The sequence below is a fragment of the Pseudomonas benzopyrenica genome (genome assembly GCF_036884265.1).
Taxonomy (GTDB): domain Bacteria; phylum Pseudomonadota; class Gammaproteobacteria; order Pseudomonadales; family Pseudomonadaceae; genus Chryseomonas; species Chryseomonas benzopyrenica.
This window is the reverse complement of the sequence record NZ_CP145723.1, coordinates 2,127,456-2,146,952: the sequence shown is the minus strand read 5'-3', so window position 1 is coordinate 2,146,952 and position 19,497 is coordinate 2,127,456. Positions and strand designations below refer to the sequence as shown.

Annotated in this window: 29 protein-coding genes; 1 reads left to right on the top strand and 28 read right to left on the bottom strand. The window is 64.8% G+C overall.

Translation table 11 applies throughout. The annotated features are described in order from the left end of the window. Window positions 1–68 precede the first annotated feature (68 nt). The 21 genes from V6W80_RS10100 to V6W80_RS10000 form a co-directional block, all read right to left on the bottom strand. The gene (locus V6W80_RS10100) at window positions 69–347 is read right to left on the bottom strand and encodes a hypothetical protein (RefSeq protein WP_338546882.1); all 279 of its coding nucleotides are present in this window, start codon (window positions 345–347) and stop codon (window positions 69–71) included. Window positions 348–471: 124 nt separating this feature from the next. Then, on the bottom strand, window positions 472–768 hold the full coding sequence (locus tag V6W80_RS10095) for a DUF1799 domain-containing protein (protein ID WP_338546880.1): 297 nt from the start codon (window positions 766–768) through the stop codon (window positions 472–474). 23 nt (window positions 769–791) lie between these two features. Next, window positions 792–1,175: a phage tail assembly chaperone gene (locus V6W80_RS10090; protein ID WP_338546879.1), complete on the bottom strand. Its 384-nt coding sequence runs from the start codon at window positions 1,173–1,175 to the stop codon at window positions 792–794. 42 nt (window positions 1,176–1,217) lie between these two features. Further along, on the bottom strand, window positions 1,218–1,871 hold the full coding sequence (locus tag V6W80_RS10085) for a phage tail protein (RefSeq protein ID WP_338546877.1): 654 nt from the start codon (window positions 1,869–1,871) through the stop codon (window positions 1,218–1,220). A gap of 83 nt (window positions 1,872–1,954) precedes the next feature. Continuing rightward, window positions 1,955–2,416, bottom strand: coding sequence for a phage tail tube protein (locus tag V6W80_RS10080; protein ID WP_338546876.1), 462 nt, complete (start codon window positions 2,414–2,416; stop codon window positions 1,955–1,957). A gap of 7 nt (window positions 2,417–2,423) precedes the next feature. Beyond that, window positions 2,424–2,837 carry a phage tail terminator-like protein gene (locus tag V6W80_RS10075; protein WP_338546875.1) on the bottom strand — a complete coding sequence of 138 codons (414 nt, stop codon included), beginning with the start codon at window positions 2,835–2,837 and terminating at the stop codon, window positions 2,424–2,426. Then, a complete protein-coding gene (locus V6W80_RS10070; RefSeq protein ID WP_338546874.1) occupies window positions 2,834–3,259 on the bottom strand; it encodes an HK97 gp10 family phage protein in 426 nt (141 codons plus the stop codon). Before V6W80_RS10070 ends, V6W80_RS10075 begins: the two co-directional genes overlap by 4 nt. Before the next feature lie 21 nt (window positions 3,260–3,280). Next, window positions 3,281–3,667 carry a hypothetical protein gene (locus tag V6W80_RS10065; RefSeq protein WP_338546873.1) on the bottom strand — a complete coding sequence of 129 codons (387 nt, stop codon included), beginning with the start codon at window positions 3,665–3,667 and terminating at the stop codon, window positions 3,281–3,283. Further along, window positions 3,664–4,650: a hypothetical protein gene (locus tag V6W80_RS10060; RefSeq protein WP_338546872.1), complete on the bottom strand. Its 987-nt coding sequence runs from the start codon at window positions 4,648–4,650 to the stop codon at window positions 3,664–3,666. Before V6W80_RS10060 ends, V6W80_RS10065 begins: the two co-directional genes overlap by 4 nt. Further along, window positions 4,647–5,171, bottom strand: coding sequence for a DnaT-like ssDNA-binding protein (locus V6W80_RS10055; protein ID WP_338546871.1), 525 nt, complete (start codon window positions 5,169–5,171; stop codon window positions 4,647–4,649). The genes V6W80_RS10060 and V6W80_RS10055 overlap by 4 nt, the downstream gene beginning before the upstream one ends. 42 nt (window positions 5,172–5,213) lie before the next feature. Beyond that, a complete protein-coding gene (locus V6W80_RS10050) occupies window positions 5,214–5,624 on the bottom strand; it encodes a hypothetical protein (protein ID WP_338546870.1) in 411 nt (136 codons plus the stop codon). Between the two features lie 10 nt (window positions 5,625–5,634). Next, window positions 5,635–6,567 carry a DUF2184 domain-containing protein gene (locus V6W80_RS10045; RefSeq protein WP_338546869.1) on the bottom strand — a complete coding sequence of 311 codons (933 nt, stop codon included), beginning with the start codon at window positions 6,565–6,567 and terminating at the stop codon, window positions 5,635–5,637. Window positions 6,568–6,576: 9 nt separating this feature from the next. Continuing rightward, entirely contained in the window at window positions 6,577–7,014 is a 438-nt protein-coding gene (locus V6W80_RS10040) for a structural cement protein Gp24 (protein ID WP_338546867.1), read from the bottom strand. Beyond that, window positions 7,014–8,129, bottom strand: a complete 1,116-nt coding sequence (locus V6W80_RS10035; RefSeq protein ID WP_338546865.1) for a DUF2213 domain-containing protein — start codon at window positions 8,127–8,129, stop codon at window positions 7,014–7,016. Before V6W80_RS10035 ends, V6W80_RS10040 begins: the two co-directional genes overlap by 1 nt. Window positions 8,130–8,157: 28 nt before the next feature. Continuing rightward, window positions 8,158–9,951 (bottom strand): anti-CBASS protein Acb1 family protein, encoded by a 1,794-nt coding sequence (locus tag V6W80_RS10030; RefSeq protein WP_338546864.1) that lies wholly within the window; start codon window positions 9,949–9,951, stop codon window positions 8,158–8,160. Beyond that, on the bottom strand, window positions 9,951–11,237 hold the full coding sequence (locus V6W80_RS10025; RefSeq protein ID WP_338546863.1) for a terminase large subunit domain-containing protein: 1,287 nt from the start codon (window positions 11,235–11,237) through the stop codon (window positions 9,951–9,953). The genes V6W80_RS10030 and V6W80_RS10025 overlap by 1 nt, the downstream gene beginning before the upstream one ends. Next, the gene (locus V6W80_RS10020) at window positions 11,224–11,685 is read right to left on the bottom strand and encodes a DUF2280 domain-containing protein (RefSeq protein ID WP_338546861.1); all 462 of its coding nucleotides are present in this window, start codon (window positions 11,683–11,685) and stop codon (window positions 11,224–11,226) included. The genes V6W80_RS10025 and V6W80_RS10020 overlap by 14 nt, the downstream gene beginning before the upstream one ends. A gap of 31 nt (window positions 11,686–11,716) precedes the next feature. Continuing rightward, window positions 11,717–12,313, bottom strand: coding sequence for a putative metallopeptidase (locus V6W80_RS10015; protein ID WP_338546859.1), 597 nt, complete (start codon window positions 12,311–12,313; stop codon window positions 11,717–11,719). A 19-nt stretch (window positions 12,314–12,332) separates the two neighbouring features. After that, window positions 12,333–13,985: a cellulase family glycosylhydrolase gene (locus tag V6W80_RS10010; protein ID WP_338546858.1), complete on the bottom strand. Its 1,653-nt coding sequence runs from the start codon at window positions 13,983–13,985 to the stop codon at window positions 12,333–12,335. Between the two features lie 57 nt (window positions 13,986–14,042). Next, window positions 14,043–14,366 carry a hypothetical protein gene (locus V6W80_RS10005; RefSeq protein ID WP_338546857.1) on the bottom strand — a complete coding sequence of 108 codons (324 nt, stop codon included), beginning with the start codon at window positions 14,364–14,366 and terminating at the stop codon, window positions 14,043–14,045. Next, a complete protein-coding gene (locus tag V6W80_RS10000; protein ID WP_145150857.1) occupies window positions 14,338–14,718 on the bottom strand; it encodes a hypothetical protein in 381 nt (126 codons plus the stop codon). The genes V6W80_RS10005 and V6W80_RS10000 overlap by 29 nt, the downstream gene beginning before the upstream one ends. Before the next feature lie 778 nt (window positions 14,719–15,496). Here V6W80_RS10000 and V6W80_RS09995 point away from each other — a divergent pair. Beyond that, window positions 15,497–15,778, top strand: a complete 282-nt coding sequence (locus V6W80_RS09995; protein ID WP_338546854.1) for a hypothetical protein — start codon at window positions 15,497–15,499, stop codon at window positions 15,776–15,778. A gap of 83 nt (window positions 15,779–15,861) precedes the next feature. Here V6W80_RS09995 and V6W80_RS09990 read toward each other — a convergent pair whose 3' ends face one another. The 7 genes from V6W80_RS09990 to V6W80_RS09960 all read right to left on the bottom strand — a co-directional run bounded on the left by V6W80_RS09990 (window position 15,862) and on the right by V6W80_RS09960 (window position 19,496). After that, window positions 15,862–16,449 carry a hypothetical protein gene (locus V6W80_RS09990; protein ID WP_338546853.1) on the bottom strand — a complete coding sequence of 196 codons (588 nt, stop codon included), beginning with the start codon at window positions 16,447–16,449 and terminating at the stop codon, window positions 15,862–15,864. Between the two features lie 82 nt (window positions 16,450–16,531). After that, a complete protein-coding gene (locus tag V6W80_RS09985) occupies window positions 16,532–17,002 on the bottom strand; it encodes a hypothetical protein (protein WP_338546851.1) in 471 nt (156 codons plus the stop codon). Beyond that, window positions 16,999–17,328 carry a hypothetical protein gene (locus V6W80_RS09980; RefSeq protein ID WP_338546850.1) on the bottom strand — a complete coding sequence of 110 codons (330 nt, stop codon included), beginning with the start codon at window positions 17,326–17,328 and terminating at the stop codon, window positions 16,999–17,001. Before V6W80_RS09980 ends, V6W80_RS09985 begins: the two co-directional genes overlap by 4 nt. Further along, the gene (locus V6W80_RS09975) at window positions 17,325–17,768 is read right to left on the bottom strand and encodes a RusA family crossover junction endodeoxyribonuclease (RefSeq protein ID WP_338546849.1); all 444 of its coding nucleotides are present in this window, start codon (window positions 17,766–17,768) and stop codon (window positions 17,325–17,327) included. Before V6W80_RS09975 ends, V6W80_RS09980 begins: the two co-directional genes overlap by 4 nt. Then, a complete protein-coding gene (locus V6W80_RS09970) occupies window positions 17,761–18,042 on the bottom strand; it encodes a hypothetical protein (protein WP_338546847.1) in 282 nt (93 codons plus the stop codon). The genes V6W80_RS09975 and V6W80_RS09970 overlap by 8 nt, the downstream gene beginning before the upstream one ends. After that, complete coding sequence (locus V6W80_RS09965; protein WP_338546845.1) at window positions 18,035–18,598, bottom strand: hypothetical protein; 564 nt, start codon at window positions 18,596–18,598, stop codon at window positions 18,035–18,037. Before V6W80_RS09965 ends, V6W80_RS09970 begins: the two co-directional genes overlap by 8 nt. Continuing rightward, window positions 18,555–19,496, bottom strand: a complete 942-nt coding sequence (locus tag V6W80_RS09960) for a DnaT-like ssDNA-binding domain-containing protein (RefSeq protein ID WP_338546844.1) — start codon at window positions 19,494–19,496, stop codon at window positions 18,555–18,557. The genes V6W80_RS09965 and V6W80_RS09960 overlap by 44 nt, the downstream gene beginning before the upstream one ends. Between the last annotated feature and the right edge of the window lies 1 nt (window position 19,497).

The window sequence follows — 19,497 nt, the reverse complement described above, 5'->3', positions numbered from 1 at the left end:
TTTGGGCAGTTTGATGGTCAAGGATCTTTATTTATATGGCTGCTCAGGCCGCCCGGGTGGGAATCACGTTATCGCTTAAAGTCGAAGATGATCCGGGAGGTAATGACGCCGTTTGACTTCTTGAACGAAAACACCTTCCCCTCGAAGAGGGTTGTCTTACCGTACGACTCAAGGGCAAAGGTGTAATTGTGATTCCTGCGATCATCGGCGGCTTGTCGCATGAGTGCATATCCAGGGCTTTCCGAGGCGAAGGCAACCGTAAAAGAGGGGTCGGAGCCTGCAGGCTCGACTGCCTCGCCAACGTACACGGGGTCGTCATTCTCATCGTAAATGGACATGCGTGGCATGGTGGCGCTCCTTTGCTGGAGTGACGATTTTACCGCCCGCTTCGCTTCACTGCGAGTGCCGCCCTAGGGCCTTCCAAAGAGGTGATGATAGTAGCCGGGATGTCGAGCAAGACGTTCGCCAATATCACTCCTGACGATTATCAGCCATGGTCCGCAGTGCTTCTTTCTCCATCACCCGGATGTCGCGGAACACCTCGCGGCGTCGGACCTTACCCTTGACGCCGACCATGTCCATGACCATTGGCACGGCGCTGTAGTCGAGGCCAGTGGCGCCACCCATGCCGGTGCGCCACTGGGTCATCATCCCCTCGAACACCGCGAACGACTCTTCGTTGGCCGCCCATATCTCGATCACCTCCTCGCCCATGTCCTCGGGCAGGAAGCCCAGCGCCGACAGCTGGTCGGTGCTGGCGGTGGTCACGTAGAGCAGGTGGGCGACCTCGGTCAGTTTCCCTCGCGCGCCGCCTGGTACGAGGTTTTGTAGGTGTTGATGATCGCCGTGGGTACGGCGTCCCAGCCCCTGACGAGCTCGCGTAGGTTCTCCTCGTTGAATTCCTCCTCGAAGCCCCAGCCGGCCACGATCTTGGTCAAGTAGGAGACCTGGAAGTCCTCCATCTGCACGGCGATGTCGGCGGCGCTAATGCCACCAGCAGCAAGCTGCTCGGCGACCTTCTGCGAGTGCAGGATCTCGCTGTCGATCATCTGGGCGACCTTCGCCCGATCCAGGAAGGTGAAGGTGAAGAGCACCTTGATGGGCTTGTCGCCGACGCGCGGGATCTCGACTTCGCGCTGGAAGGTGGGCTTTTGCTTGATGCTGATCTTGGCCATTTACTGGGCTCCGAAGGGAATGAGGGGGTACCACACCGCCGGTTAGGCGGTGTAGCGGGTGCTGCGGCTGGACAGGGCGAAGCTGATGGTGCGGGTCATCAGCTGGTTACGGCCCATGGTGGGGAGCTGAGTGATGCTGATCGAGCCAGGGATCAGGATCAGGCCGCCGCCAGGCAGAACAACGAACAGGACGGTACCCAGCTTCGCCTCCTGGTAGCCCTCGACAACGGCCACGTAGGGGGCATCTGGATCGTCTTGGACGGGGATGGAGACGCTCATCGGGTTCCGGTTGCTGGGGAACTGGCGATCGTCGTCCTCGCTCAGGTAGCCGACAGTCAGGAACTGCTGCTCGCCGCCGCTGGTGGTGAAGTCGGTCACCTTGGTGATCTCGGAACGAGTCATCACCTTGCTGAAGCTGCCGGCGCCACCGTTCGGGGTGTAGAGCTGGATATTCGAGGTGTCCACCTTCTCCAGCTGGAAGGTGTCAGTGGTCACGCCGGCGACCCGGGCGACTCGGTTGTCCAGCTTGCTCCAGCCACTGGAGAGCACGACGATGTCGCCATTGCTCAGGCCGTGCGCCGTCGAGGTGACGACCGCCGGCACGGCGTTGCTGATCGCGGTGATGGTCTTGGCCGCCGACAGGGTGTTGGCGACCTGGATGATGGAGCCGTTGGGAAGCGGAATGCGGGTTGCCATTGAGGCGGTCCTCTATCTGGAAATGGAAAAGCCCGCACAAGGCGGGCTTCTTCGGGGTGTTCCGCCGGGGCGGAGGGATTGCCTCAGGCCGGGCGGCGGCGCTTCGGCATAGCGGTCAGGCCGAGGGTGAACGTCACCACCATCAGCTCGTTTCGGTTCAGGGTCGGGATGTAGCCGCCCGTGGCGTAGGCCGGGAAGGTGATCAGCGCGCCGCTGGGCAACTTGATCTGCCACGCCAGCAGGCGCCGGACGTCGCGGGCATCGGTGATCAGGGTTGCGTGGATGGAGTCAGGGTCGTCCTGAAATTCCAAGGCCATGTCGTGCAGGCTGCGGCCAGTCGGGAAGCGCTTGTCCTCGTAACCGGAGAGCGGCTGGTAGGACGACCACTTCTCCTCACCCCCGGAGGGGCTCAGGCCGGAGCCGGTGACCTTCTTCACCTCGACCCAGGTTGAATCGGTGGGCTCAGGCACCAGCATTGACCTGGGGTCGATGCTCGCCGACACGTAGACGGTTGTCCCGTTGGGTAGCGGGAGGATCTTCTGCATGGGTCACCTACGTCGGGGCGCTGCCCTGGTAGGTCAGGGTGGCGGGGATGGTGTAGACGGCGTCTTCCGGGATCACCGGGCCCTGGGCAAGCGGCTCGACCACCTGGCCCTCGAACGCACCCTGGTCCAGGAATGAGTCCAGCGGTAGCAGGGTATTCAGTTCGGCGATCAGGCCCTCGGGTACGCTCTGTGGCTGCCCCTTCGGCGTCACCACGCTGATCTGGTAGATGCCGCGGTATTCCAGCGCATCGGCGTGCAGGTAGCGGCAGGTGGTGCTGGACGGCAACAGGAAGGCGCGCAGGTACAGCTGGTCCGCCTGCGGCTTGAATGGCTCGACGCCATAGGCCACACCGATGCCCTTCGCCGTGGCCCAGGCCGCCAGCTTGGTCTCGATGGCCTGGCGTGCCAGTGCATGACTCATACGGCTCTCCCGGCGACAACGTCTGCGACGATCCGCTCGAATTCAGCGACGGTTCTTCTCACCATCCCAAGTGGCGCCTGCTGGCTATGTCCATATTCCAGAGGGATGCCGTACACCAAGGTGTTGACGATGTAGGCCACCTGACCGGGCTCCAGCGCGTTCACCGCGGCGACCAGCTTGGCTATCGTCGCGTCGCCCTCTGGATCTGTAGTGATAAGGCTACTGTCCGCTGGGGAGCCAATGGTGAACTGCCAATTTCCCTTGAAACGTCCAGTGTCTACCGGGCTGAGGTTGATCAGCGATTCGCCGATCTGGATCACGATGTCCTGGATGGTCTGCTCGATGGCGGCCAGGGCCTGCAGCCGGAACTGATCCAGATCCGCCTCGAAGTCGCCGGACAGGTCGCCATAGCGCGCGGTCATGTGGTGCTGCCTGGCCATGGCCTACGCCCTCCCCTGGACCTCGTAGCCGCAGTCGACTCCAGCGAAGTTCCAGGCCTTCACGTTGATCACGCGGTAGAGCACGCCGTCAAAGCGAACGGTGTCGCCGGTGGCAGGCTTCGGCAGATCGATGCCGGCCAGCTGCACGGGCGACACCAGCAGCTTCACGTCGCCTTGCTGGATCGCGGTGCCGTCGATCTCGTCCTGGGTGTAGCTGTAGCGCAGGCCCGAGCCGTCATAGGCTTTGGAGCCGATGACCGAGCCGCCGGCGACGGGGTCATAGGTGCCGACGGTGGCCTGGGTGAGCACCAGCGCCATGCCCTTGCCTTTCGGGCGCGGCGCCAGCATGCGGATGGCCATCGCCCGGCCGCGGTCGTGGATGTCGGTCATTTCCAGGTCACTCGATAGGAGACCGTGCACCGGCAGTTCGCCAGGTCGGCCCAGGAAGCGCCCAGCGTCTTGTCGCCGGGATAGTTCAGCCGCGCGCCGGTGGGCGACTGGAACGGCTGGTTGAAGCCCACGCGGACACCGCCCAGGGTGACGTGGGCATGGCGGACGCGCAGGTCGCCCTTGTTGCGCCAGATCTTCTCCACGCTCACCGGGCGAACCGGGTTTTCCAGCAGCTGGGCGTGCAGGCGGTTGAAGCCGGCGTTCAGCGCCTCGTGGGCCTGGGCCTTGGCCACCAGCAGCGCGTGGGTCTTGATCTTGCGGTCGGCGTAGGCCGTGGCGATCTTCTGGACATCTGCGGCGGCCACCGGCTTCTGCAGCTGGATGGCGCGGTGGACGATACCGTCCAGACGCTGGTCGCGGTCGGCCTTGGCCAGGTACTGGCGCATGCGTTCGGCGACGCCGCTGCTGAGCTGGTCGCGGGTGCTGGCGATGGCCTGGGCTTCGGGTGCCGACAGGCCGAGCACACCTCCAGCTCGTAGGCCGGTTCTGGGATTCAGGCGCCCCACTACGTCCAGGGCGATCTGCCGCGGCGTTCGCCCAGCGGCGCGGCCTGCTGCGGTTGTCACTCGGATGGCCTCTGCCTGCTCCCGCGCAATCGTCGCGATCAGGTCGGTGGCGTTCTGGGTCAGCCACTGCTGCGCGACCGGCGCGTGCTGATCGAACTGCACTCGGCGCCCGCCTGGCATTTTGATCACCACCAGGGTGCCGCCCTTGATGTAGGTCGTCCGGATCGCCTCCAGCAGCGCGGCGAAGGCGCCCAGCGCCAGCGTGGCCACCAAGCCCTGGTCATCCTGCTGTGCGATCAGGCGCTCGACCTCGACGATGGTCGCCGCGTCCACCGTGGCCCGGATCTGGTCCAGGTAGGCGCGCTGCAGGGCTGGCGTCATGCCATCCATCGCGGCCAGGATTTCGGCCTCGTTCACACCACCACCATGGCGGGCAGCTCATATCGGGCCACCAGCACCGGGGCGATGATCTCGTCGATCAGGGTGATGACCGGCCGGGTCGGCGCCGCACCTGGCGCGCTGGCGTCCGGTACCGCGAACGTGGTCTCCAGCGGCCCGAGCTTCTCGCTCTTGATCAGGCTGGTGGCCACGAAGTCGGGGCTCAGGCTGCCCGGGGTCACCAGCTCGCGCAGCGCGGCCTCATAGGTGGCCTGTTCGACCTCGGCCGGGACCTCGGTGGCGCTGATGGCGGCCCCGGTGTAGTCCTGGGCGTCGGTGCGCGGCCATTCGCGGGCCTGGGCCCTGCCCTGGGCTTTCTCGCCAGGGAACAGGGAGACCCAGCGGCCGGATGGGTAGTGCTTCCGGTAGCGACCGTCGATGTAGACGGACGCCCGCAGCAGCGCGGCCAGCTTGTGGTCGTTGTCACCCGCCCAGCCGGTGTTGGCGCGGGCGGCGTGATAGGCGTCGGCGCCCAGCAGGGAGCCGTAAAAGTCTGCCATGGCGTCGATCTCGAATAGGTGGGCGGCGAACCGCCCGGGGTGTTACTGCGGCTGCTCGGCCAACAGCTTTTTCAGGTCGTCCAGCTTGGCCTTGGCGTCGAACTCGACGTTCTTGGCCTGCAGCGCGGAGACGACAGCCTCGCGCTCCTGGGCTTCCTGGGCATCGGCCAGCTGCTTGCGCAGCTTCTCCACACCGGTGTTCGGGTGCGGATTCACGCCGAAGGCCTTCAGTTTGGCCGTCAGGTCCTGCTTCTCGATGTCCTCCACCGAAGAGCCATCGCCGTCGACCTGGCCGCCTTCGACGGTCAGCACGCCGATGCGGACGTAATGGGCCAGGTTCACCCGGTCCTTGATGTCGTCCCAGTTGTCCACGTCCAGGTTTTGCTTGGGACCGATGACGCCGCCGTCCGGCAGGCCGATGGGGGTGGTGCTGGTGTTGGTGATTACAGGCATGGCGATCTCCTTAGATCCCGTCGATGTAGCGCATCTGGGTGGGTTGGCGAACGTCGACACCGCCCAGGCGGAAGATGCCGGGCACTTCGAAGCGCAGCGGACCGGCCTGGTACACAGGCAGGAAGCGGTGCGGCATCGGCATGTGCATCTTCACTACCGAGGGGTCGCGGCGGTAGGCGACCATCCGCGCGGTACCACCAGCGCCAGCCTTCTCCAGGCCGCGGACGGCACGGATAGTCAGCGGGCGACCGGTCTTGGCGGTGTAGGCGTTGTTCTGCTGCAGCCAGGCCAGGATGGTCTGGGTGGACAGCTCGGTGACCATGCGGGTGGCGATCAGATTCCAGTGGGCCTGGGGGATCAGCAGGGTGTCAGCCACGACGATGTACAGCGTGCCCTGGGCCTGGCCGGTGAGCGCGTTATTCACGTCGGCCAGGATCTTGTCCGAGGTGGCGGTCAACCAGTTGCCGAAGGTCGCGCTGCCAGCAGTCACGGCTGGGCAGTTGATCAGGCCGTAGAAGTTCTTTTCGGCATCGCCGTAGATCGCGACCCGGTCGACCATCTCCTCGTAGGCGCGACGAGCCGCGGAGGCCTCCTCGGCGTCAAGGTTGTAGCCCAGCATCTGGGCCTGGCTGATGTCTTCGAGGCCGAAGCCGTAGCCGATACCTGCGGTGTAGACCGAGGTCTCGAACTTCGACAGCTCTGTGCCGGCGCGGGGAATGTCGTCGGCGTTGCCGTTGATCCAGCCGGCTTTACCGTACTTGTCCGAGGAGAAGTAGGTGACCGTCTTGGCCCAGGGGTTGGCGGAGGTGTCCACCGGCACAAGCTCCGGATACTGGATATCCGGGTACACGATGGCGTTGACGCCACGCTCGATGTGCGTGGCCTGGGAGATCACGAACGCCAGGGCGGCCTGGGCGTCCAGCAGCTGAAAGGGGGCGCGCATGTTCGCTCCTTACTTGATGAAGATGTTGGCGACGGCGCCGGCCGCGCCGCTGGTGTCCCAGCGTGCGTTCGGAACAGTGATGCCACCGGTGTTGCTGAAGCCGGCAGCGCTGACGGTGACCGGGTCACCCGCCGCCACTGCGACGGTCGCGGTGACGCTGATCGGACCGGTGAGCAGGATCCGCGCGGATTCGTACTGCAGGTACCCGTTCGGGCCACCAGCAGAGCGATCGAGGACGGAGACGCCCACGAACTTGGCCGCGGTGTCGCCGGCGGCGAAGGCGCGGACCGACTTGTCAGTGGTGCCCTGGAATACCGGCAGGCCGAAGCCCAGGCCGGCAGCGTCCTGAACAGTGCGGGACACCAGGTCGGCGGGCGTCATGTCCGGGATGTGGCCCGGCACGCTGGCGCGGATGTTCTCGGAATAGTTCGTCTGAATGGCAGGCATTACTGGGCACCTCCTTTCCAGGCATCAGTCAGGCGGGTCTCGTAGGCTGCCTGGCCGTTGTCGTTGGGGTTCTGGATCTGGCCGTCCTGCGCCTTCAGGTGCGTGCGCACCGGATCGCTGGAGTCCTCGACCAGGATGTCGAAGCGGGCGGTGATGTAGTCGGCGCTCTTGCCGGCCACCGCGGCGTCACCCAGCTTGGCCACCACGGCAGCCTTGCGGATCTCGTCGTCGCTCTTGCCGCTGTAGTCAGCGTCGGCGATGGACTTGGCCTTGCCGATCAGGTCGCCACGCGCCAGGACGCGAGCATCGATCTGGGCGTCGGTGAGCAGTTGCCCCTTCAGCTTCTCGATCTCGTTGTCCTTGCCAGCCAGCTCGCGGTCCTTGCCGGCGATAGCCGCGGTATGGGCGTCGGTCAGCGTCTTGACGTTGAAGCCTGCGTCGGCCAGCTGCTTGGTCAGCTTTTCGATCGCCTGGGCGCCTTGGTCGGTGGTCAGTACGGACAGGCCATCGACCAAGACCGTGCGCATAGAATCAGCCATGGGATGGCCTCCGTTGTGAGTGGGGTGCGCAGGGGTATTCGGCCCGGGGCTGCGCTGGTCCCCGATCCGTAGTTGCTCGCCACCTCGCGCCCGATCGACGAGCGCCAGATGATTCATCCGCATGCTTTCCACGCGGGCGTCGTAGGGCTCGCCCTCGGGGGTAAGGCCGTCCTCGAAGACGACGATGGCCTCCAGGCCCATGGAGAGCTCGCGGCGCCCGTCCTCGACGTCCTGGATCGCCGCGGCGTCCATGACCACCATCGGGACGCGGACGAATTCGCCATCGCGCAGCACCTCGGCGCCGGTCTGGCCCACGGCGAGCTGCTTCCAGTTGGCGGCGTTGACGTCGCCGTGGTGGCCGTTGGTCATCGGGCGGTAGGCGTAGGAGCGCATGGCGTCCTCGGCGAACACGGCCTCGGGCGGGCGGTACAGCCGAACGATGGGCATCTCAGGCTTGCCCACCTCGGTGCCGAGGTAGTCCTGGATGCCAGTGCGCGCTACCCGGGCCTCGGCCACGAGGTAGCCGTCAGTGGTTCGGCGGACAGCCGAAACCGACACAGAGTCGTGCAGCAGCATGGCGTTTTCCTTGGCGTGATCCGCCTAGTCAGAGGGTGTCGTCGAGGGGCTCGAAGACTTCCGGGCCCAGCTCGATGCGGCCGCGGTACGGCTCGACCTTGGCCAGGTCTACCGCGCCGGGCTGGTAGGTGATGGTGATATGGGGCTGGTAGTCCTCGAAGTCCCAGGACCCGCCAGCCTCGCGAATGGCCATGTGGCGCCAGGCGAGTTCGGAGCTGTTGAACAGGAGCACCACGGCGCCCTCGTCACCCAGCGGCTCGACCAGCCGCGCGCCACCTGGTGGGACGGTCATCGAACCATCCGGGCCGTCGCTCCAGGCAGTGCCCACCTTCATCCAGTCCACCGCCTGCTTGCTGTAGGCGATCGTGACGTGGAGCTCGTCCGCAGGGACCGTGACGTCGAAGCCCTGGCCCTTGGCCCAGGCCAGCAGCTCGGCGGTGTTGACCACCTTGCGCTGCACGTACAGCGGGCGCGGCGCGGCGTCCTGCAGCTGGGTACCACCAGGTGGTAACTCCTCGTTGCCCTCGCCGCCCTCCTCGTCTGGCAGCGCTGTGCCGTACTCCTCCATGGCTGCCTCCAGACCGGGCAGGACGCTGTTCTCTACCAGCACGTTCTCGGCGGCCTGGGAGAGCGCAGCCTCCGGGAACAGGCTGGTGTCCTTGATCACCTTGAGGGTGTCGGCGATGGTCTTGCCGATTGTGGCGCGCTCGGTCGCTGTGGGCTGCCAGAGGCTGTTCCAGTTGTAGTGGATCTCCGGGGGCCGGCTGCCGAGGGCGGAGCGAATCAGGCACTCATCGAGCACCGCCATCGCGGGCCGGGCATCCAGCTCCTGGCCAGCCTGGATCCGGTCGTAGTAGTTGCGGAGGTCGTTGTCACCGGTGGCGTTCATGCCGGCGGGCGATTGGCCCAGCAGTCGGGTAGCCGGGATGTCAGCGGCGCCAGCCACTGCCTGGAGGAAGCGGTCCATGATGTCGGGCAGCGTGCTGAAGTTGGCCGTCTTGGACTGATAGTCCTCCATGGAATCCAGCATCAGGGAGCCATTGATACCCTTCGCCATTGCCGCCAGGCGCAGGCGCTCCAGCAGCTGCTGCTCATAGCGTGGGTCCTGCAGGCTCTGCATCAGGTCCGGAATCTTGATGATGTCGACCTTCGACTCGAACACCAGGCTGGCCACGTTGGCCATCGTGCCGTCGCTCTGCTTGATCGCCTCCATGATCGCGGTGAGCACCGAGTCGCTCCAGCCGAAGGCCTCGCCCTGCACCAGCTCGGGGTCGGCGTGCTCGGCGCCCTGGAAGACCACCAGCCGCGAGGGGTGGATGGCGACTTGGGAGCCAGCCAGCCGGTAGGCCTTGGGCTTGCCGTAGAGCGGCGACATCACGTCCCGCTCGATCTCGGTGGCCTGCAGCTGGCGCCGGCTCATCACGGTGAGGTATTTCACCCCGCCCTTGCCGATGCGATCCGGCCGTAGCTCGGTCGACGTGTCGCGGTCACCGGTGCCGATGAACACCGCGGCGCCACCGAACAGGCGCCCCCGGATCATGGCGGTACGGATGCGCGCCACCAGGGCCAGGCGCTTCTCCTCGGCTTCGATGGCCTGGATCTGCTCCTTGGAGGCTTGCCACCCGCGCCAGCGCCGGCAGGCGTCGAGCGCGGGGATGTCGACGATCTTCCTGGGCAGCCAGCTGCCGCGGTAGGCCGCCAGCATCTGCTCGTCCGTCAGGATCGGCAGCGCGTAGCCGGAATGTGCAGCCTTGTCCCGCTCGGTGCCCAGGTTGGCCACGAGATTGACCAGCTTGTCGGAGAGGAACTGTTTGAAACCCATTATGCGACGCCTGCGAGGGAGTACCTGGTGATCGGGTATTCCTTGTGGATGAAGTAGCCGCCGGCATCGGGCCGGTGGTCGTTGCCCTGCTTCTTGTCGGGCTCGCCGTTCTCGGCCCAGACCTGCTGCTCCAGGTCGTCGGCATAGGTCGGGCACCGGTCCGCGTTCACGCGATAGCGCCGCTCGCCCGCTGCGTTGCGGAACATGGCGTTCATGGCGTTGATGCGGTCCTTGACCGGGGGGTTAGCGCCTGGCGCTACCACGATGAACCCGGCCTGCTTGAGCAGGGAGATGTCCGTTTCGCTGGCGCGCACCGACTTGCGCGAGTCGCCGCTGGCGTCCGGGTAGATCCGGATCTGGCGGGTGTTGCGGTACTCGGTCCCGGTGTAGAGCCAGTACCGCTCCTTGATCTTCTGGATCATGTCCGGCGTGTCGTAGCCGTTGATGATCTCGTCGACCGCGTGCGGCAGGCCTAGGCGCTTGACGTGGACGATGGCCGACATCTTGCCGACGTTGAAGTCCATCCCCACGAACAGCGGCTCCCCGGCCTGGATGGTCTCCTGGCTGCCGTTGAGCTTGCGGTCGTAGGCGGTGTAGATCGTGCCTGAGGTCAGGTTCACGAACTGGCCATCGAGGTAGGCCATGATCAGCTGCTCGGGGTAGGACTCCATCAGCGAGGGGATGTAGTCGTCCGGCAGGTTGAGTTCGTTGTCGAACGTGCTGGCCTGCACCAGCCCGTACATGCCGGCCATCGCCGGCTTCTCGCGCAGCTGCTTGACGAACTGCTGATAGACGAACTTGAAGCCCTCGGGGGTCGTGGTGACGTCCACCCCGTTCTTGAGTCCGTCCACCTTGTAGCGCATGCGCGCGATGATCTTGCGCCAGGCCTGCTGGGCCTTGGCCGCGGGCAGCACGTCCAGCTCGTCCACCAGGGCGTGGCCCACCTTGAAGCCGACGATGGTCTGGGGCTTCTCCATGGATCGGCAGATCGTGGTGCTGCGGTACTGGCCGCCGCTGTAGAACTCGACCTCCTTGTCGCTCTCCTTCGTCCGGACCTTGAGGCCCCAGTCGAAAGCGACCTCCTCGATGGTCGGGAAAAAGATGTCCCGGATCTGCGGATAGGTCGGGGCGAAGTAGCCGGAGTTGATCCGGGGCCACTCCCAGACGTGCTTGCACAGTGCGGCGCAGCCCACCCAGGTCTTGCCCGAACCGAACCCCGCCACGAACCCTCGGAACTTGTTGGGCAGCTGCAGGAACTGCGCCTGGGGCACGTTAAGCGTCGGCATCGCGGACCCTCGCGTCCACCACCTCGACCTGCACGCGGGTCGGCGGCAGATCGTCGTGCGGCATCTCGGCCTTGGTCTGACGGTTGACGTAGACATCGCCCACTTCCTTGGCGGCCTGCTCCAGCAGCTGAGCAGTCAGCGCCAGGTTGCGCATCCCCTCGGCCTTCTCGGCCATGCGACCCAGGGTGCGGAGACGGTGCGCCCGGTTGGCGATCGGGATGTCGGCGGTCTCCTCGCGGAAGCGCTTCCTGGTGTCCTCGAACAGGACTCTCCAGCGCTTGGCCAGGTCCCGCCCGGCGTACTTCGTGGGGTCGTGGCTTTCGCACTGCTGGCGGCTGACCTCGATCCCGAATTCCTCTTTGACGGCTGCTGCCACCTGGGAGGGCGTGTCGAAACAGGCCAGGGCCTGAACGATGAAGGCTTTCACATCGTTGCTCAGGGTGGCCATGGTTCTACTTCCGTCAAGGGTCTGTCAGAGGTCAAGCCGACTTGAGCAGACAGGTTCCGCAGGCCCTCACAATGTTGATTTTCTCCACCTCGGGGCGGCTGTTCGCGGCTTCCACCAGGCGCTGCACGTCCGGGCTGGCGCCATAGCGACGCACCACGCCGACGAACTCCTCGACGTCATGGCCGCGCAGCTTGAGCTTGGGCATACCGTCCCGGGTGAATGCTGGAGCACCGAAGCCATCCAGCTCCTGGGCGATGTGGTAGAGCTCGTGCTCGACCAGGGCGCAGAACTCGGTGTCGCTGCACTCGGCGCAGTAGTCGGCGGCCAGGGTGATGAGGAAGTCCGGGATGTCCCCGAACCACTCCACCATCTGTTGCTCTGCCCTCGCCTTCTGCCAGCCGCCGGCCCGGAACGCGACCTGCTCGGCCTGGCCCAGCACCAGGCGGCTCGCCTTGACGAAGCCTGTCCTGGCCCAGAGGAAACCGATGTCGGCATCGAGCAGGTGGATGTGGTCCTCGTTGCGCAGCCTCCCACCCTCACGGACAAAGGTGTCCATGGCCCATTCCCGCAGCTCGGGCGCCGGGACAATCTCCGGCCAGTGCGCGGCGGGTGGCTGAGGACGATCCATGGGGGCTCCTGGTGGTGCGTTACGACCTGGGCGCCTTCCACTCGGCCATGCGTTCACCGGCGCGGGCCTTGATCAGGTCGCGGGTCGCAGCATGGACAGCGTCGTCCAGGTTCATCTTCTCGCCGCCCATTGCGCCATCGCCGCCAGCGATCCACAGGGTGACCGGGACGCCGTTGGCCTTGGCCTCATTCAGCGCCCGGGCCAGTGCCGCACGACCAGAGTCGGTGGGCGGGATGCCGGTCTCACCGACGAAGGCGCGCAGGCCCTTGGCGGCGAAGTGGCTGTAGGCCGGGCGGAACACCTGGGCGACCTGCTCGGCCGGGAAGGCGTTGAGGTTGCCGCTGGAGTATCTGCCGCTCGAACCGCCGTCGAGATCGCCGTAGCCGTGAACCTCCGGGATCCAGTTGTTCGCCGGGTCCTTGATGCCAGCAGCGAACGAGCCGCTGACGGCTGCCCAGTTGCGAGCGGAGGCCCACTGGTTGCCACAGATGAACACCAGCTTGCTCGTCACCTTGCGGATGATCGGCAGCATGATGTTCACATCGGCGACCACCTTGGCTTCCATCGCCGTGACCGTGAGGCTGTCCAGGGCGCCGCCCGATGCGTAGGGCTCATTGCCTAGGCCGTAGCCCAGGATCATCGCCTCATCGAACGTCGCCGCCATCGAGGCGATGTGGTCGCCGAGATCAGCCGCGCCCCAGCCGTTGGCGTCGTCGATCAGCACCTGCTCTTGGCGCTTCCAGCGACCGCCCTGCCCGGCTGCCTCACCGGCCGGCAGCAGCGCGCCGGTCTGCTTGCGCACACCATCCACCAGCGCGGTCTGGTTGCGGTAGATACGCCAGTAGTGGTGCGGGTCGAAGATGACCAGCGCCTCGCCGTTCGAGTCCTCACGAATCCAGCCGAGCACGGTCTTCATCTTGGCGACGAAAGTCGGATCAAGCTGGCCACCCTTCACCGGCAGGCCGGTCGAGTCGATCAGCGTGGCGCGCTGGAGCGCATAGGGGAAACGGATCAGCCGGACGCCCAGGTCACGCACGTAGAGGCGGACATCTGCGCGGCTCGGCCATTTGAAGTGGGTCCCCGCCTCGCCTGGCAGCACCTGGTTGGCATTCGAGTGCGCGGCCAGGTTGATACCGAGGAACGGGATGTTGCGCAGCACCGCAGGACCAGCGACCGGGTCCGGCTTCGGATCTGCCGGGGTCACCACAACGGGCGTCTCCGGTACCGGTTGCGGCGCTAGGGTTGGCGCGGGCTTGGCGTAGCGCTCGCGGACAGTGGCGGGCTTGCCTACCACCTTGCCCGGGTTGGCGATGGTCTGGTCGATTGCCAGCAGCAACATGGGGTCACGGTTTGCCAGCGGCTGAACCTCGACGACCCCCAGCACGTTCACCGCCTGGCCGGTTGCGAGCTGCACCACGACCCGGTCGGCGACGATGAGCTCGCTCATGGGCAGCATCAGCGACTTGTCGTAGGCGTTGATGACCTCGGTGGTCAGCGGCAGGCTGGCGGCGGGTGGCACTGGCGCCGGATCAGGCGTCGGCTCCGGTACCGGGTCAGGGGTCACGGGCTGGGCCGCGGCGAGCGCTGCCTCTATCAGGCCCTTGCCTGCGGTCTGGACATCAGCGATGGCTTGCGCGAGCTTCGCGCTGGCAGCGCCTACGGCGTCGGTCATGGTGCTTGCACTCCGGGGGTTGTGGGCGCCGGAATGCACAGCTCGGGCCGCTACTGGTTAGGGTGTATCGGGGATCGGGGTCACCGCGGCCTCTGCGGCCTTGCTTGCGGCCTCACTGGCCTGCTTCGCTGCATCGGCGGCGACCTGCGCGGCCTTGCCGGTCTGGCTGGCCAGCGTTTCGAGGCGCTGATCTTTCTTGCCCAGGGCCTGGTCGTAGGCAGCACGAATGGCCGCCAGCTCGACGAGCATGATGCGGTGGGCGTTGTACATGGCGGCCTGGTAGCCGACTGTGGCGCCACTGAGCACCAGCAGCGCAGCAAGCGCCCATAGCTCGTAGCGGCGCCACCAGGCTTTAGCTCGCTTCAGGGTTTCGCCGTTCATAACCGGTCCTCTGCAAGGCCTGCCGTAGCTGCGAGACCTCGCTGGTCAATTGGCTGATCTGGGCTTCCTGCAGGTCGAGCTGCGACTTCATCGCCTTCATGGTGCCGGTGAGCTCTCCCACCGTCCGGTACATCTCGTTGCGCTCCTTCGTCACCGTCTCCAAGTCCGTCCGAAGCGTCTTGTTCTCGTCGGTGAGGCGCTCGAGCATGTCCTTCTCGGCGCGGTCGTTGGCGACAGCGGCGTTCGTGCTCGAAAAGAATTTGCGGAGCCAGGTAAGGCCCCAGGCCAGGCCAATTCCTCCGGCCGTGAACCACCCGACCGGGTTTCCACCGCCCAGGTCAGATGGGTCCATTTGCGTACTCCAGAAACGAAAAAACCCGGCGCAGTGGCCGGGCTTTGATTGGTTTGCAACAGAGCTAGCGGGGCGCTGGCTCTTGATCGTCGATATCGCCCGTCACCGGATCTTCCGGAACGTCCGAATCAGAATCAGGCTGATTTTCTGGGTCGGCCTGATCAGGGTCCAGGGGTTCGATCGTGTCAGGCTCAGTAGCCTGAGCGAAACGAGAACCTGCGATAGCCGCGTCAACTCCAAATAGCGATCTCGCTATCATGGCCGGGGCAATCGGCGAACTGAAGCGTTGGAAGACTCTGGACGTAGTGATCATTTACCACCTCACATTGAGGCCGGGGATGGCCTCATAAGGTTGGAAGTGGAAAGCACCCGCTCGTTCAGTGGCCACTATTACCGATGGTCCTTATTGTTAGGGATCCACTTTCTCGTTCCTATCGGCTGCCTTCGAACGGTCGGAAAGCGCTTGTTGACGAAGCTTTGCAATTTTCGTCAAACGGATCTGAGCGTTCCTCGCCTGAGTTTCCTCCAGCGTAGGCGGGAGGTCTTCAGGCGCCGCCCCTGCATCAATTCTAGGTCTTCGAATATCAGACATCATCGTCTCCCATGTTTGCGATATGTGCCCTGCATGGGAAGGGTCGATGGCTGCACCGTTCAGTGGCCACTATCACCGGTGGTCTGAAGGTTTGCGCATCGTCGCGTGCATTTCAATTCGCTTACGCTTGATCGAAGCGTACCTATCGCAGGCAGACTAACTCCTCAATGGAGAAGGGACAGAGCGATGCGCAACGAAATACAACGGCTAAGTCTGCTCTCCTATGCCCAGGCGTTTTTCCCATCTAATTTTGAGGTGAGCCTCAGGCGCAGCCGCAAGGACCTAGATGATCGGGTCCTGACCGTTCGTGACGCCATAACTCACAACACAGCCACATTCGAAGGCCCGCTGCTTGCGCTCCTCGATATCTGTTCGATGGGAGATATTGCGGCGCGCATGTGCAACCAGCTCGCGGATCAGGCGACTGGTCCGCGGAAATCGCGCATTGAGGCGAAACAGCGCGCATAAAAAACCCGGCCGGAGCCGGGTTTCTAGGATTTGGGTGCAACTTCGCAACGTGAGAAAATAGTGCGATATGTGGCACATTTCTGTCAAGCGGCGCTTTTCATCTCTCTCAGCAGTGTCGCGACAGGCCTCAGCGCCAGCTGATCAAGGTCGTTGCACGCATCGAAACAGGCCTGGACGAAGCCCCCCCATTCCCTGTCCCAGTTGCGCCTATCGAGCTCCACCCCATAGGTGTAATCCAGGTAGTCCCTGAACCGCTCCGGCGTCGGCAGCGGATCCGGCGCCGCGCTCTGTCCGCCCTGGTGCTGGCGCCGGTACCGATAGAGAACGGCCATGGCCACAAACTCGGCCTTGCGGTACTTCTTGTCGTACATCCGGGCGCCGCGCTGGTAGGCCAGTTGGAAAACGAACTCCTCGGCCGCCTCGCGCCAGAGGTCGTTATTCTCCGGGTGGTACATGTGGTTGCCGAAGGCGAACAGGTCCGCCGGCAGGCGATCGACCACGTTGCGGACGTGGGCGCCGATAGTCTCGTTCACCAGGCCGGCAACGCCGCGCACGCGCTCGGTGTCCTGGAACTGCCCGACCAGGGCGAGGGACTCGCAATGGCGATTGGTGCCATCGCCCGGGCGGTAGAACGCTTTGTGCCACTCTTCTCGGGCTGAACTCAGGCGCATCGGGGATACCTCGGAAATCTGGATTGCGACTTGCGCGGCCACCTGGCGGCGCAGACAACTGCAGGCGTCCCTGCCATTGGCATCAAGCTGCTTTGTCCTTGAGCAGGTCGTCGAAGAACACGCCCTTCGCGCGGAAGTCATCGAGCACCCGGTCGGTGTACTGGACGCCTTGGGCGCGGTTGAACAGGCGAGTGACCGGGAAGCCATCCGGTCCGAACAGGGAGCATTCCCCCATCAGCGTCAGCTTTTCCTCGTAGGTCAGGTTCAGGAAGATCCTGTTCCAGCCGTCCCTAAAGTCGGGATCGTCGCGACGCATGATCGGGACACCGTGGTGCAGCTTGCAGAAGCGCCTGGCGTCCTCGACCTCACCGATCTGAGTCATCTCGGCGATGCGCTGGTACAGGGAGAACCAGAGAGCGTTCTGGTCCAGGGTGCGATCTTTGCCCACCCGCAGCGAGACCACCACGTAGTGGCTGTCGCGCCAGAGCTTCGTCAGGCGGGAAACGGCCTCCGATAGCTTGGCGCTGGAGTTGACGCTGATCCGTTCGGTCATGGACGCTTCCTCCGGAGCTTCTGCTGGCAGCGCTGGCATTGCGGCCAGTTACCGGGCTCGAACATCGGCACTCGGTCCGAGGTGACCGCTTCCACACCGCACATCGCTTCCCACAAGCGAAGCCGGCCATGACCGTCCGGGCCAATCATGTCGGCCCGGACCTGCTTGAAGTAGTGAGCGCGCATGCCGGTCAACGGCGCACGAAGCCAGCCTTTCAGGGCCTCTGTTGGGCCGCCGCTCATAGTCACTCCGCGGACCGCGAGCTCCTCGAACCGACGTTCTGCGATGAGCTGTATGTACAGCGAAAAGTCATGCTCGGTGCTCATGCTGCCTCCGTCATCAGGGGGACGATTCGGACGCGGACACAAGGCGTCGCCGCATACCGCTTGCTCAGCACCAGGTTTACGACCTGCACGTCGTCGCGCCACGCGACCCCATTGAGGGCATCGCAGACCGCCTTGATGCAGTTGTCAGCGTCGACCTTCACGGTCGGCATCACCTCACCGGCCAGGGCCTGGGCCTGCTTCTTCCGCGACCAGCTGGCGGGCACCGGGTGGCACATGTGCATCTCCAGCAGCACCGGGCCCTGCAGCATTTCCCGCCCTTCCATCGCCAGCTGCGCTGCGTGCGAGATGAGCCCTTCGTAGGCGACCGTCTCTTTGGGCGTGAACATCCGGGCGTTATTGCCGATGCGGCCGATCCGAGGCCTGCCCTTCCCTTGGGGCTTGCCCGGCACCACAAACTCCACCGCGGCGAACTCACGCATGGTCCTGCTCCTTGGCAGCCTGGCGCGCCGGGGCGCAGTCGCCGCGCAGCGGCATCAGGTGGCGCTCTTCCACGAAGTCCCAGCCGCCATTGCTGTTGACGACTACCACCCAGGCAGCGCCTTGGCCCTTGCTGACCCACCACTTCCCGTCCGGACCGATGAAGTCCTCGCCCGGCTCGGCGCGGAGCCACAGTTCGACGGTGGAGCCGATCAGATGGGGCGACACGCGGCAGCCGGTCACCAGGGCCAGGTCCTCTGGCTTGAAGTCACGCATGGTTGTCTCTCCGGATGCCCATCTTGGCCAGCAGCATGGCGCGGGCTTGCTTGGGGTCGTTGGGAATGCCCTGGGCTTGCATCAGGTCCCGGGCCTGCTGATGGCTGTGGGCGAACTGCACCTGCATCGGCGACTTGTGCTCGTGCTCGATGCCCAGGGGGATCGTGTCCTCAAGCGGCTTGCCCATGACGGCACGGGCCCGGACGATCGAGTAGTTCCGCGCAAAGGTCTTGCGCAGGGTGTTGTTGTCTGGCCGCGCTGTGCGCAGGTCGTAGGTACCTGTCTGCTTGGCGGCGACGCGGACAGCGTCGTGCTTGTACTCGCCGCGCAGCGCCTGGTCCCAGGCTTCCTCCTCGGTGGGCAGACCGGGCACATACAGGCACAGCTGGCGGAAGACGTTCGCCGGCGGCGGCCAGTCGAACTCGTCGCCCTTCTCGACCAGCAGGGTCAGCCCGTTGGCGATCTGGCGGCCGCTCACGTCGTGCAGCACGGTCGCCCAGACGCTGTCCTGGTCAGCTTTCTCGCCAAAACTCGACGTCCAGCGGTGGCCGTACATCTCCGCCATCTTCATCCAGAGCTTGTCCAGCAGCTCCTGCCGCAGCTTCTCGGGCTTTTCGGTCGGCGATGCCTTGGCGGACCCGGTCGACAGCAGAGAGGCTGCGTTGTCGACCAGCATGAGCACCGGCTTGGGCTTGTGTTCTTCCGGGGTCGGCTTGTGCATGGCGGTGCTCCCGTTTCAGATGCTGGGCGAGCGCGTGCTCCCAGCGGGCTTGGGTTCTGTGTTCATCAGGGTTGGCGATCCAGAACGACCGGAACTCGAGGAGCTGGTCGGGATGGATCTGCACGCCGGCCATGGCGTTCATCGTCAGCGTGGCCTTGAAGGTCTGCGGGTTCGGCTCCCAGTCCGCCGTCATGGCGAACCTGGTGCGGGAGTCGGTTGCGCACGCACGCGGTGATGGTGGTGGTGTATTACCGGACTCCGGAAGTAGGTTGCTGCTAGCGGGTTGCTCAAAAAATAACCCGGTTGCAGCTCCGCCCTCTTCCTTGCTAGAACCCGCGCCATTGCTGGGTTCTGGCTGGTTGTTGTTCGGTTGTTGCCCTGGTTGTAGCTCGGTTGTAGCTCGGTTGTAGCTCTTTTGGGCGGACTGATCCGTCCGGGCATGGGGAAACTCGAACACCAGGGGCCCGATGACCTTTACCGCACCGATCTTCTCCATGCGGCGCACGGCGGATCGGTACTGCTCCCGCGTGATGGTCTTCGGTGCCGGCCGCCCAGGAATGGGGTCGACAGTGAAGCCTTCGCGCAAGACGATCTCGTTGATCTTGGTCTGGAGCCCGGCAATGCCAGATGCGAAGTCCATGCGGCGCTTCAGGGCCACGTAGAGCTTCAGCAGCTCCGCCGGCTCGCCAGCGAACAGGGCCCATTCATCATCGTTGACCAGAACTGCGGTCATG

What these genes read in the sequence shown, in the direction of transcription:
- V6W80_RS10015 (WP_338546859.1), bottom strand. Translation starts at nt 12,313, where the DNA reads ATGGATCGTCCTCAGCCACCCGCCGCGCACTGGCCGGAGATTGTCCCG.
- V6W80_RS10050 (WP_338546870.1), bottom strand. Translation starts at nt 5,624, where the DNA reads ATGCCTGTAATCACCAACACCAGCACCACCCCCATCGGCCTGCCGGAC.
- V6W80_RS10100 (WP_338546882.1), bottom strand. Translation starts at nt 347, where the DNA reads ATGCCACGCATGTCCATTTACGATGAGAATGACGACCCCGTGTACGTT.
- V6W80_RS10000 (WP_145150857.1), bottom strand. Translation starts at nt 14,718, where the DNA reads ATGGACCCATCTGACCTGGGCGGTGGAAACCCGGTCGGGTGGTTCACG.
- V6W80_RS10040 (WP_338546867.1), bottom strand. Translation starts at nt 7,014, where the DNA reads ATGCCTGCCATTCAGACGAACTATTCCGAGAACATCCGCGCCAGCGTG.
- V6W80_RS10065 (WP_338546873.1), bottom strand. Translation starts at nt 3,667, where the DNA reads ATGACCGACATCCACGACCGCGGCCGGGCGATGGCCATCCGCATGCTG.
- V6W80_RS09985 (WP_338546851.1), bottom strand. Translation starts at nt 17,002, where the DNA reads ATGACCGAACGGATCAGCGTCAACTCCAGCGCCAAGCTATCGGAGGCC.
- V6W80_RS10070 (WP_338546874.1), bottom strand. Translation starts at nt 3,259, where the DNA reads ATGACCGCGCGCTATGGCGACCTGTCCGGCGACTTCGAGGCGGATCTG.
- V6W80_RS09975 (WP_338546849.1), bottom strand. Translation starts at nt 17,768, where the DNA reads ATGCGTGAGTTCGCCGCGGTGGAGTTTGTGGTGCCGGGCAAGCCCCAA.
- V6W80_RS09960 (WP_338546844.1), bottom strand. Translation starts at nt 19,496, where the DNA reads ATGACCGCAGTTCTGGTCAACGATGATGAATGGGCCCTGTTCGCTGGC.
- V6W80_RS10075 (WP_338546875.1), bottom strand. Translation starts at nt 2,837, where the DNA reads ATGAGTCATGCACTGGCACGCCAGGCCATCGAGACCAAGCTGGCGGCC.
- V6W80_RS10045 (WP_338546869.1), bottom strand. Translation starts at nt 6,567, where the DNA reads ATGCGCGCCCCCTTTCAGCTGCTGGACGCCCAGGCCGCCCTGGCGTTC.
- V6W80_RS10020 (WP_338546861.1), bottom strand. Translation starts at nt 11,685, where the DNA reads ATGGCCACCCTGAGCAACGATGTGAAAGCCTTCATCGTTCAGGCCCTG.
- V6W80_RS10025 (WP_338546863.1), bottom strand. Translation starts at nt 11,237, where the DNA reads ATGCCGACGCTTAACGTGCCCCAGGCGCAGTTCCTGCAGCTGCCCAAC.
- V6W80_RS10010 (WP_338546858.1), bottom strand. Translation starts at nt 13,985, where the DNA reads ATGACCGACGCCGTAGGCGCTGCCAGCGCGAAGCTCGCGCAAGCCATC.
- V6W80_RS10085 (WP_338546877.1), bottom strand. Translation starts at nt 1,871, where the DNA reads ATGGCAACCCGCATTCCGCTTCCCAACGGCTCCATCATCCAGGTCGCC.
- V6W80_RS10090 (WP_338546879.1), bottom strand. Translation starts at nt 1,175, where the DNA reads ATGGCCAAGATCAGCATCAAGCAAAAGCCCACCTTCCAGCGCGAAGTC.
- V6W80_RS09970 (WP_338546847.1), bottom strand. Translation starts at nt 18,042, where the DNA reads ATGCGTGACTTCAAGCCAGAGGACCTGGCCCTGGTGACCGGCTGCCGC.
- V6W80_RS10080 (WP_338546876.1), bottom strand. Translation starts at nt 2,416, where the DNA reads ATGCAGAAGATCCTCCCGCTACCCAACGGGACAACCGTCTACGTGTCG.
- V6W80_RS10035 (WP_338546865.1), bottom strand. Translation starts at nt 8,129, where the DNA reads ATGCTGCTGCACGACTCTGTGTCGGTTTCGGCTGTCCGCCGAACCACT.
- V6W80_RS10005 (WP_338546857.1), bottom strand. Translation starts at nt 14,366, where the DNA reads ATGAACGGCGAAACCCTGAAGCGAGCTAAAGCCTGGTGGCGCCGCTAC.
- V6W80_RS09995 (WP_338546854.1), top strand. Translation starts at nt 15,497, where the DNA reads ATGCGCAACGAAATACAACGGCTAAGTCTGCTCTCCTATGCCCAGGCG.
- V6W80_RS09965 (WP_338546845.1), bottom strand. Translation starts at nt 18,598, where the DNA reads ATGTACGGCCACCGCTGGACGTCGAGTTTTGGCGAGAAAGCTGACCAG.
- V6W80_RS09990 (WP_338546853.1), bottom strand. Translation starts at nt 16,449, where the DNA reads ATGCGCCTGAGTTCAGCCCGAGAAGAGTGGCACAAAGCGTTCTACCGC.
- V6W80_RS10055 (WP_338546871.1), bottom strand. Translation starts at nt 5,171, where the DNA reads ATGGCAGACTTTTACGGCTCCCTGCTGGGCGCCGACGCCTATCACGCC.
- V6W80_RS09980 (WP_338546850.1), bottom strand. Translation starts at nt 17,328, where the DNA reads ATGAGCACCGAGCATGACTTTTCGCTGTACATACAGCTCATCGCAGAA.
- V6W80_RS10030 (WP_338546864.1), bottom strand. Translation starts at nt 9,951, where the DNA reads ATGGGTTTCAAACAGTTCCTCTCCGACAAGCTGGTCAATCTCGTGGCC.